Source organism: Streptomyces sp. NPDC052773, from assembly GCF_044547145.1.
GTDB lineage: Bacteria > Actinomycetota > Actinomycetes > Streptomycetales > Streptomycetaceae > Streptomyces.
Genome location: NZ_JBITZX010000003.1, coordinates 549,744 through 560,345, shown reverse-complemented (window position 1 = coordinate 560,345; position 10,602 = coordinate 549,744). Strand labels below are relative to the sequence as shown.

At 70.7% G+C, this 10,602-nt stretch carries 8 protein-coding genes; 3 read left to right on the top strand and 5 right to left on the bottom strand.

The window, feature by feature from the left end:
• Positions 1-459: 459 nt before the first annotated feature.
• Positions 460-1,467 carry a stage II sporulation protein M gene (locus ACIG0D_RS10485; RefSeq protein WP_399798165.1) on the bottom strand — a complete coding sequence of 336 codons (1,008 nt, stop codon included), beginning with the start codon at positions 1,465-1,467 and terminating at the stop codon, positions 460-462.
• Between the two features lie 129 nt (positions 1,468-1,596).
• Here ACIG0D_RS10485 and ACIG0D_RS10480 point away from each other — a divergent pair, with 129 nt between their 5' ends.
• The gene (locus ACIG0D_RS10480) at positions 1,597-2,535 is read left to right on the top strand and encodes an RDD family protein (RefSeq protein ID WP_399798163.1); all 939 of its coding nucleotides are present in this window, start codon (positions 1,597-1,599) and stop codon (positions 2,533-2,535) included.
• Between the two features lie 69 nt (positions 2,536-2,604).
• Here the strand turns inward: ACIG0D_RS10480 and ACIG0D_RS10475 are convergent, their stop codons facing one another.
• Both ACIG0D_RS10475 and ahcY read right to left on the bottom strand, forming a co-directional pair.
• The gene (locus ACIG0D_RS10475; protein WP_399798161.1) at positions 2,605-3,219 is read right to left on the bottom strand and encodes a hypothetical protein; all 615 of its coding nucleotides are present in this window, start codon (positions 3,217-3,219) and stop codon (positions 2,605-2,607) included.
• Positions 3,220-3,346: 127 nt separating this feature from the next.
• Complete coding sequence (gene ahcY / locus ACIG0D_RS10470; protein ID WP_399798159.1) at positions 3,347-4,804, bottom strand: adenosylhomocysteinase; 1,458 nt, start codon at positions 4,802-4,804, stop codon at positions 3,347-3,349.
• A 397-nt stretch (positions 4,805-5,201) separates the two neighbouring features.
• On the opposite strand from ahcY, the gene ACIG0D_RS10465 reads away from it, so the two are divergent.
• Entirely contained in the window at positions 5,202-7,421 is a 2,220-nt protein-coding gene (locus tag ACIG0D_RS10465) for a fructose-specific PTS transporter subunit EIIC (RefSeq protein ID WP_399798156.1), read from the top strand.
• Between the two features lie 90 nt (positions 7,422-7,511).
• Complete coding sequence (gene lepB, locus ACIG0D_RS10460; protein WP_399798154.1) at positions 7,512-8,183, top strand: signal peptidase I; 672 nt, start codon at positions 7,512-7,514, stop codon at positions 8,181-8,183.
• Between the two features lie 138 nt (positions 8,184-8,321).
• On the opposite strand, the gene ACIG0D_RS10455 is transcribed toward lepB, so the two are convergent.
• Both ACIG0D_RS10455 and manA read right to left on the bottom strand, forming a co-directional pair.
• Positions 8,322-9,302, bottom strand: a complete 981-nt coding sequence (locus tag ACIG0D_RS10455) for a cation diffusion facilitator family transporter (RefSeq protein ID WP_399798152.1) — start codon at positions 9,300-9,302, stop codon at positions 8,322-8,324.
• 147 nt (positions 9,303-9,449) lie between these two features.
• Complete coding sequence (manA, locus tag ACIG0D_RS10450) at positions 9,450-10,601, bottom strand: mannose-6-phosphate isomerase, class I (RefSeq protein ID WP_399798149.1); 1,152 nt, start codon at positions 10,599-10,601, stop codon at positions 9,450-9,452.
• Position 10,602: the final 1 nt, after the last annotated feature.

Here is a 10,602-nt window from a genome sequence, read left to right as displayed (position 1 = left end):
ACCTCGACCATCGGTGATCCGATGGACGGGGTATCAACATATCTGGCGTTGACTTTTGGCACGCTGTTGAGTTCTCAAGGAACGGACGCTTCCTTTGTACTCACCCTCTCGGGCTTTCCTCCGGGCGCTTCCCTTCGGTCTTGCGTTTCCGACTCTATCAGATCTTTTCTCGATCCGATTTCCTCGGTGCTTTCCAGGTTCCCGCTCTCGCGTTTCCCTTTCCGGCGGTTCCGACTTTATCAGAACTTTCGAGCCGGTCAGACCGGCCATCGGTTTCCGATTTCATCGGGAGGGGCTTCGTCGAAATCGATATTTCGAGAAGCGATAGGTTCTCAAGGTCACCGACCGGATCAGGTCCAGTCCCAGGCAACTGTTCGAATCTACCTCCCCGCTCGCGCCGTGTCAACGGCTCTTGCGGGGCGAAGAGGACACTAGCAGCTCAGCGGGCGTGGATGCACATCAGGCGGCCGTGGGCACGGTGGCGCTGCGTTCGGCCGCCTCTACGTCGCCGGTCTCCCCGGCGCGGGCCGCGCGGCCGCCGAGGACGTAGACGTAGGTCAGGAAGGCCAGCTCGGCGACGACGCCGATCGTGATGCGGGCCCACGTCGGCAGGCCGGACGGGGTGACGAAGCCTTCGATGGCACCGGCGACGAAGAGCACGAGGGCGAGGCCGATGGCCATGCCCAGGGCGGCACGGCCCTCCTCGGCGAGGGCTGTGCGGCGAGTGCGGGGGCCCGGGTCGATGAGGGTCCAGCCGAGACGGAGGCCGGTTCCCGCGGCGACGAAGACGGCGGTGAGTTCCAGGAGGCCGTGCGGCAGGACGAGGCCGAGGAAGGTGTCGAGGCGGCCGGCCGAGGACATCAGGCCGAAGCCGATGCCGAGGTTGAGCATGTTCAGGAAGAGGATCCAGATGACCGGAATGCCGAGGAAGACGCCCAGGATCAGGCAGATGGCGGCGGCCTGGGCGTTGTTCGTCCAGACCTGGGCGGCGAAGGAGGCCGCGGGGTGGCTGGAGTAGTACGACTCGTACTCGCCGCCGGGGCGGGTGAGCTCGCGTAGTTCGCTCGGGGCCGCGATCGTCGCCTGGACGTCGGGGTGGGTGCCGATCCACCAGCCCAGGAGGGCCGCGACGAGCGCGGAGAGCAGCGCGGTGGGCACCCACCAGTGACGGGAGCGGTAGACGGCGGCGGGGAACCCGTATGCGAGGAAGCGGGTCACGTCGCGCCAGGAGGCACGGCGGGTCCCTGTGACGGCTCCACGCGCGCGTGCCACCAGTTGGCTGAGCCGGCCGGTCAGCTGGGGATCGGGCGCGCTGGACCGGATGAGGGACAGGTGGGTCGCCGTGCGCTGGTAGAGGGCGACGAGTTCGTCTACCTCCGGACCGGTGAGCCGGCGCCGGCGGCGGAGCAGGGCGTCCAGGCGGTCCCACTCCGCGCGGTGGGCGGAGACGAAGACGTCGAGGTCCATCGGTGTGCCTGCTCCTCGGCTGATCGTCGCGACTCGTCGTGGATGTCAGCTTGTCGTACTGCGGCGCGATGTGCGCTCAGCTTGGCAGACTGGCCGTTCTCGGGGCAGGCCAGGGGAAGGACGGCGGGCGTGAGTGAGCTGGTGACGGGCGAGGCTGTGGCGCTTGAGCTGCGCCCGGCGAGGTTGCCCAGCAGGGCCTTGGCCGTGCTGCTCGATCTGGTCGTGGCCGTGGTGGCCTACATCGCCGTGTCCGTGGGGCTGCTCATGGCGACCGCGTCGTTGGATCAGGCCGCGCAGACCGCGGTGTCCATTGCGACATTCGTGCTGATCCTTGTGGGTGCGCCGATCGCGGTGGAGACGCTGAGCCATGGGCGTTCGCTGGGGAAGCTGGTGTGCGGGCTGCGGGTGGTGCGGGACGACGGCGGGCCGATCCGGTTCCGCCACGCGCTGGTGCGCGGCGCGATCGGGGCCTTCGAGATTCTGCTGACCTTCGGAGTCGTCGCCTGTATCGCCTCGCTGATATCGGCGCGGGGCCGGCGGCTCGGGGACGTGTTCGCGGGGACTCTCGTGGTGCGGGAGCGGGTGCCCGTGGCGCGGACCGGGTTCATCGCGCCGCCTCCGCCCGGGCTCGCCGGGCGGTTCTCAGGGCTGGACCTGTCCGCGGTTCCCGACGGGCTGTGGCTGGCCGTGCGCCAGTACCTGGCGCGGACGCGGCAGCTGGATCCGCAGGTGGGCCGGGCCATGGCGGAACGTCTCGCCGGTGATCTCGCGGCGCGGACGGGTGCTCCGGTGCCGCCGGGGGTGCCCCCGGCCGACTATCTGGCCGCGGTGCTCCAGGAGCGGCAGGCACGTGAGGTGCGGCGGGTGTTCGAGAACGGGAAGGGTTCGGCGGTCGGCCCCGCCGGGCAGCCGGCGGGGGGTTCGGCGGCCGGTGCCTCCTACGTTCCGCCCGCCGTGCCGGTCGAGCGGGCAGCACCGCCGGGCGGCGGGTCCGCGCAGCCTGCGCCGGCACGGGGTGAGGGTGCTTCAGCCGAATCCCCCGCCACCGGGTTCGTGCCCCCGGCCTGAGGTGCCGGCAGGCCGACCTTCGCGGGGGCCACGCATCGCTCGGGCGCGGACGTCACTCGGACGCGGTCGTCACTCGAACACGGTCGGCGGTGAGTCCAGGTCCTCCAGCTCGATGCCGGGGGCCGCGAGGACCACGTCGCCGGCGATGTGCACGGCGTGCTGCTCGCCCGTGTCCAGGGCTGTGACCTGGTATTCGTCCACGGTCAGGGGGCCGTTGTCAGTGCCGTGTGTTTCTCTGTTCACCAGGGCCCAGGACTGGTCGACGGTGCGCGGGGCGAGGACCGGGTCCGTGAAGGCGACGAGGCGTACGCGGGTGGCCGCGCTGGAGGGGGTGAGGCGCAGGAGACGAGTGGTGGCGACGAGAAACGCGGGGGATGTGCCGGTGAACGCGTGGGCGCGGACGTTGCCTTCCGTGGCGTGAGCGCCGGTGGGGTCCGTGCGGACCCAGGTGACCCCGTCGAGGGCGGCGCCGCGCACCTGCCAGCCGCCTGCGTGGAGTTCGAGGCGGATGGGGCGGCCGAGGTCGTCGAGGGCGAGGTCGACGGAGCCGTGGTGGTCGCCCGAGGGTGTCGTCGTCTGGGCGACGTAGCGCCAGCCGGAGGGGCCGGGGGCGCAGTGGAAGTGCTCTTCTGCGAGGGGGGTGTGATCGTGCGGATCGTGGAGCGAATAGCGGCCGCGGGGCATGGGGGTCCTGGGGTCTGACGGGCTGGTCCGGGACGCTGCCGACACGGACCGGTTCGGCCAAAGGGGCAGGCCCCCGGCACGGGGGTGCGGGGGCCTGCCTCGGAGGACGGTGACCGGGCCGGGTGGCTCAGTAGCGGTAGTGGTCCGGCTTGTACGGGCCCTCGACCTTCACGCCGATGTACTCGGCCTGCTCGGGGCGGAGCGTGGTCAGCTTCACGCCGAGCGCGTCCAGGTGGAGGCGGGCGACCTTCTCGTCGAGGTGCTTGGGCAGCACGTAGACGCCGGTCGGGTACTCGTCGGGCTTGGTGAACAGCTCGATCTGGGCCAGGGTCTGGTCCGCGAAGGAGTTGGACATCACGAACGACGGGTGACCGGTGGCGTTGCCCAGGTTCAGCAGGCGGCCCTCGGACAGGACGATGATCTTCTTGCCGTCCGGGAAGGTCCAGGTGTGGACCTGCGGCTTGATCTCGTCCTTGACGATGCCGGGGACCTTGGCGAGGCCGGCCATGTCGATCTCGTTGTCGAAGTGGCCGATGTTGCCGACGATCGCCTGGTGCTTCATCTTGGCCATGTCGCCGGCCATGATGATGTCCTTGTTGCCGGTCGTGGTGATGAAGATGTCGGCCGTCTCGACGACCTCGTCGAGGGTGGTGACCTGGTAGCCGTCCATCGCGGCCTGCAGGGCGCAGATCGGGTCGATCTCGGTGACGATCACGCGGGCGCCCTGGCCGCGCAGCGACTCCGCGCAGCCCTTGCCGACGTCGCCGTAGCCGCAGACGACCGCGGTCTTGCCGCCGATCAGAGTGTCGGTGGCGCGGTTGATGCCGTCGATCAGGGAGTGGCGGCAGCCGTACTTGTTGTCGAACTTCGACTTGGTGACAGCGTCGTTGACGTTGATCGCCGGGAACAGGAGGGTGCCTTCGCGCTGCATCTCGTACAGGCGGTGGACACCGGTGGTGGTCTCCTCGGTGACGCCGCGGATCTCGGACGCCAGCTGGGTCCACTTCTGGGGGTTCTCCGCCAGGGTGCGGGTCAGCAGTTCGAGGATGACGCGGTGCTCGTCGGACTCGGCGGTGTCGGGCGAGGGGACCTTGCCGTCCTTCTCGTACTCGACGCCCTTGTGGACCAGGAGGGTGGCGTCGCCGCCGTCGTCCAGGATCATGTTCGGGCCGCCGGTGGCGGTGCCGGGCCAGGTCAGCGCCTGCTCGGTGCACCACCAGTACTCCTCCAGGGTCTCGCCCTTCCAGGCGAAGACCGGGACGCCCTGCGGGTTGTCGGGCGTGCCGTTCGGGCCGACGGCGATGGCGGCCGCGGCGTGGTCCTGGGTGGAGAAGATGTTGCAGGAGGCCCAGCGGACCTGGGCGCCGAGGGCGACCAGGGTCTCGATCAGGACCGCGGTCTGCACGGTCATGTGCAGGGAGCCGGTGATGCGGGCGCCCTTGAGGGGCTGTGCCTCGGCGTACTCCTTGCGGATCGCCATCAGGCCCGGCATCTCGTGTTCGGCGAGGGTGATCTCCTTGCGGCCGAACTCGGCGAGGGAGAGGTCGGCGACCTTGAAGTCCTGTCGGTTGTCGACAGTCGTCATTACGAGCTGCTCCTCGGAGGTTGGGTCGAGGTGGGTACGGCTGATCTGCGCGGCGGCGGTCACCGGGGTGCCCGAACGAGGACACAGGCATGCCCGCGTACGCGCAGCGCAGTCCGTCGGAGGCCCTCTCTCCCTCGGTCGGTCCCGGTGGGACCGCCCGACCGCCATCAGCAGCGACGTCTGGCTCCGTCCCAAGCTACACCGGTCGGCCCGCCCGTCCCCAGTCCGCAGTCGAACAGATCACGCCGTTCATGGGACGGGACGGTGCTGTCCGTGGGCCCGCCGTGCCGCGTCGTCACGGCCCCCGCCGGGTCGTCATGGCGGCCGGGGGGTGGGGTCCGCAGGGGTGGGTGTTGCAGGATGCGGGGGTCCGCAGTGACGAAGTAAGGAGATCGACGTGACCAGTCCGGCCGGACCTCCCCCCACCGGCGGCGGTGGCGAGGGCAAGCGGTTGAAGCTGCTCGCCGTGACCGCGTGCCCGACCGGTATCGCGCACACGTACATGGCGGCGGAGAAGCTCGCGCAGGCGGCGGAGAGCCGCGGTATCGAGATGAAGGTGGAGACGCAAGGCTCGATCGGGGCCGAGAACGTCCTCGATGACAACGATGTCAGAAGCGCGGACGGGGTCATCGTCGCCGCGGACAAGGACGTGGACCTCGGTCGGTTCGCGGGCAAGCGGGTGCTCGTCGTCGGGGTCGCCGAGGGCATCCGGCATCCGGAGCGGCTGATCGAGCGGGTGTTGTCGGCGCCGGTCCTCGCGCCGGGCGGCGCGGCGGCGCCGGGTTCCGCCGACGGTCGTGACGGTGATGGCCATGGCAGTGGTGGCGGTGGCCGTGGCGGCAGGGAGCGGAGTGTCGCGTACAAGGCGCTGATGAACGGGGTCAGCTACATGATCCCGTTCGTGGTGGTCGGCGGATTGCTGATCGCGATCTCGCTGTCGCTCGGCGGGCACACCGATCCGTCCGGTGGGCTGGTCATCCCGAAGGACTCCTTCTGGATGGACGTGAACAACATCGGCGTCATCGGCTTCACGCTGATGGTGCCGATCCTGTCCGGCTATATCGCCTACGCGATCGGTGACCGGCCCGCGCTGGTGCCGGGCATGATCGGCGGGTGGATCGCCAACACGGGTGAGCTGTACGACTCCGAGGCGGGGGCGGGGTTCATCGGGGCGATCGTGACCGGGTTCCTCGCCGGATATCTCGTGGTGGGGATCAAGAAGGTCCGGGTGCCGAGGTTCGTGCAGCCGATCATGCCGATCATCGTGATCCCGATCGTGGCGACGACCGCGCTGGGGCTGTTCTTCGTCTACGTCATCGGACAGCCGATCGCCTGGGTGTTCGAGCATCTGACGAACTGGCTGAGCGGGATGACCGGCACGAGCGCGGTACTGCTCGGGGCGGTTCTCGGGCTGATGATCGCGTTCGACATGGGCGGGCCCGTCAACAAGACGGCGTTCCTCTTCGGCGCAGGGCTCATCGCGTCCGGCAACCAGACGGTCATGGGCATGTGCGCGGCGGCCATTCCGGTGATGCCGCTGGGGCAGGGACTGGCCACGCTGATACGGCGACGGCTGTACACCGAGCAGGAGCGGGAGACCGGGCTGGCCGCCCTCTTCATGGGCTGCTTCGGCATCTCCGAGGGCGCGATTCCGTTCGCGGCTGCGCGGCCGGCGCAGGTCATCCCGGCCAACATGCTGGGCGGCGCGGTGGCCGGGGCGATCGCCGGGCTCGCCGGGGTGGAGGACGCGGTGCCGCACGGCGGGCCGATCGTGGCGGTGCTGGGCGCGGTGAGCGGGGTGCCGATGTTCTTCGTGGCCGTGCTGGTCGGTTCCGTGGTGACCGGGGTGGCGACGGTTGCGCTGGTCGGGCTCGGCGAGCGGGGGCGGGGACCTGGGCACGGGCGGGGGCTCGGTGCGGTGAGCGGTCCCCGGTCCGAGGCCGCGTCCGAAGCCACGTCTGCTTCCGAGACCGTATCGGCTTCCGAGGCCGCGCTGGTCGGTGTCGGTGCGGAGGTGCCGGGGACGTCGGGGACCTCCTCGCGGGGCACGGCCTCACGGGCGGAGGGCGCCCCTGTCCCGCGCGGCGGAGGCGGCCGACCGGGCGAGGACGATCACGACGGCGGCCGGCGCCGGAGCGGCGTAGACGGCGGGGACGGTCGCGATGTGCTCTCCGGTCATCTGACCCGGCGGACGGTCCGGGTCGCTCTCGGGGCTCGGGACAAGGAGTCCGCGATCCGGGAGATGGCCGGGCTGCTGGCGCGGAGCGGCCGGGTCGCGGATGTGGACGAGCTGGTGCGGGTGGCGCTGCGGCGTGAGGCGCAGGGCACGACCGGGCTCGGCGAGGAGATCGCGATTCCGCATGCCAAGACGGATGCCGTGACCGCGCCGGTGGTCGGTTTCGCGCGGTCGGCTGAGGGCGTGGAGTGGGGCTCCCCGGACGGTACGAAGGCTCGGCTGGTGTTCATGATCGCCGTACCGGAGGCAGCGGCGGGTGATGAGCATCTGCGGATCCTGGCGCTGCTGTCGCGGCGGCTGATGGACCCCGCCTTCCGGGAGCGGCTGCTGGGTGCGGCGGACGAGGAGGCGGTGCTGGAGGTGCTGGGCGAGATCCGGTAGGTCGTACGGCCGCCCCCGGCGCGAGGTGTGTCGGTGGGCGGCCGTAGCCTCGGCGTCCACGGTTGTGCCGGGTGGGGAGGGAGAGCAGCGGTGGACGCGATACGCCGTGTCACGGTGGTGGCGTGGGTGGTGGGGGTGCTGGGGGTGGCGCTGATGGCCACGTCCCTGGTGAGTCTGCGCGCGGGATACAAGCTGGTCACCGTGCGGGGCGAGAGCATGGTGCCGACGTACGACATCGGTGATCCGGTCCTGTTCGAGCGCATCGGGGCGCAGGACGTGCGGCGGGGCGATGTGGTGCTGTACGCGGCGCCGGAGCGCTATCACGGGAAGAACGTCGTGCAGCGGGTGGTCGGTGTGGGCGGCGACCGGGTGGTGTGCTGCGTGGGGGCGGCGGGGACCGCCGACGAGCGGCTCGTACTCAACGGTGGGCCGCTGGTGGAGCCGTATGTCCGGGACGACGTCGGTGACGGGATGCGTCAGCCGTACGAGGTGCGGGTGCCGGAGGGGCGGCTGTTCCTGCTCGGCGACAACCGGATGACCGCGCGGGACTCGCGGGCCTTCGCCGCCGACCACGGCGGGACGGTTCCGGCCGGCGCCGTCATCGGCCGGGTGACCGGTGACCGCGTGGTGCCGGTGCTCTTGGCGCTGCTTCTGCTGCTGGGGCTGGTGCTGCTGGTGGGTGCGGTGCTGCTGGCGGTGTCGGCGCGGAACGTGCGGCGGCGGCCGTCGGTGCTCACGCAGTGGTGGCCGCAGCACCTGTGAGGTCCTGGGGGTGAGGAGGGGCCCTGCCGCTCGGGGTGAGCGGCAGGGCCCCTTCTTCGTTCGGGTCGTTCGAGTCGTACGGGTCGTACGGGTCGTACGGGTCGTACGGGTCGTAGGTGTCGTAGGTGTCGTACGGCGTCAGTGGTCGGTGCCGAGTGGTGCCGGGCCGCCGGGGGTGGCCTCCGGGTCGGGGCCCTTGGCGGCCTCGGTCTCGCTGTAGATGTCAGGCTCCAGGTAGATCACGCGGGCGATCGGGACGGCCTCGCGGATGCGGGCCTCGGCGGCGTCGATGGCGGCGGCGATGTCGGTGGCCGTGTCCTCGTGGCGTACGGCGATCTTGGCGGCGACCAGCAGCTCCTCGGGACCGAGGTGGAGCGTGCGCATGTGGATGATGCGGGTGACGGTCGTGCCGTCCACGATCGCGGCCTCGATCTTCTGGACCTCTTCCAGGCCCGCGGCCTCACCGAGGAGCAGCGACTTGGTCTCGGCGGCCAGGACGATGGCGATCACGATGAGCAGGACGCCGATGCACAGGGTGCCGATGCCGTCCCAGACGCCGTCGCCGGTGAGGAGGGCGAGGCCGACGCCGCCGAGGGCCAGGATCAGACCGACGAGTGCGCCGAGGTCCTCCAGGAGGACGACCGGCAGCTCGGGGGCCTTCGCGTGGCGGACGAACTCCTTCCAGGACTTCCTGCCGCGCACGGCGTTGGACTCCTTGATGGCCGTGCGGAAGGAGATCGTCTCGGCGATGATCGCGAAAACGAGGACGCCGACCGGCCAGTACCAGTGCTTGATCTCGTGCGGGTGCTTGATCTTCTCGTAACCCTCGTAGATGGCGAACATGCCGCCGACCGAGAAGAGGACGATCGAGACGAGGAAGGCGTAGATGTAGCGCTCGCGGCCGTAGCCGAAGGGGTGCTGCGGGGTCGCCTCGCGCTTGGCCTTCTTGCCGCCGAGGAGCAGCAGGCCCTGGTTGCCGGAGTCGGCGACGGAGTGCACCGACTCGGCGAGCATCGAGGACGAGCCACTGAAGAGGAACGCCACGAACTTCGCTGCCGCGATCGAGAGATTGGCGAACAGTGCCGCCACGATCGCCTTGGTACCGCCTGACGCGCTCATGTGTTGGCGTGGTCCCTTCGTACGTACGCCGCTGCCGGGCCTTGCCCGTCCTTGACGGTGGGCCATTGTTGCAGCCCTTGTGCGGGTACCGCGCCAGGCGGTCCTTACGGGCTGCTTAAGGTGCCCATATCGGTTGTTGCCGGACCGTCAGACGACGACGGTCGCCCGGAAGAGAGTGCCCGCGCCGGACACGTCGATGCCTTCGCCCGCCGGGACGAAGACGGACTGCCCGGGGCGCAGTTCGTGCTCTCCGGCCCGTACGGCGCCGGCCGTGCACAGCAGGATCTGCGGGGCAGGGCGCGTGAGGTCGCGGCGCGGGCCGCCCTCCGGGAGGACGTACCGGGACAGCCGGAACTCGTCGGTCGGGGTCTCGTAGACCTCCTCGCCGTCCGGGGAGGCCTCCGGGCGCAGGACGCCCGGGTCGCTCGGCTCGAAGCGGACGACGCGCAGGAGTTCGGGGACGTCGACGTGTTTCGGGGTCAGGCCGCAGCGCAGGACGTTGTCGGAGTTGGCCATGATCTCGACGCCGAGGCCGTTCAGATAGGCGTGCGGGATGCCGGCGCCGAGGAACAGGGCCTCGCCGGGCTGGAGCCGGACGTGGTTGAGGAGCATGGCGGCGATGACGCCGGGATCGCCCGGGTAGTGGTGAGCGATGTCGGCGTAGGGGGCGTAGGCGCCGCCGAGGCGGGTGCAGGCGGCGGTGGCCTCGGCGACCGTGCGGGCCATCTCCTCGCGGTCGGCGCCGAGGACGGCGGTCAGCACCTCGCGCAGGGCCGCGTCCTCGGGGTGGGCGTGCAGCAGGTCGACGTACGGCTTGAGGGAGTCGACCTCGAGGCCGGCGAGGAGGTCGGCGGCCCGGACCGGGTCGCGGAAGCCGCACAGGCCGTCGAACTCGGTGAGCGCGCAGATCAGTTCGGGCTTGTGGTTGGCGTCCTTGTAGTTGCGGTGCGGGGCGTCCGCGGGGATGCCGCGGCGCTCCTCGTCCTCGTAACCCTCCTTCGCCTGGGCGAGGTTCGGGTGGACCTGGAGGGAGAGCGGGGCGCCGGCGGCGAGGAGCTTGAGGAGGAAGGGGAGGCGGGGGCCGAACCGGGCGACGGCCGCCTGGCCCAGTTCCCGTTCCGGGTGAGCGTCGATGACCTCGGCGAGGGTGCCGCGCGGGGTGCGGGAGGGTGCGCCCGGGTGGGCGCCCATCCACATCTCCGCCTGGGGTTCGCCGGTCGGTTCCACGCCGAGGAGGTGCGGGATCGCGGTGGGGGAGCCCCAGGCGTAGGGGCGGATGGTGTTGTCGAGCCGGTCCATG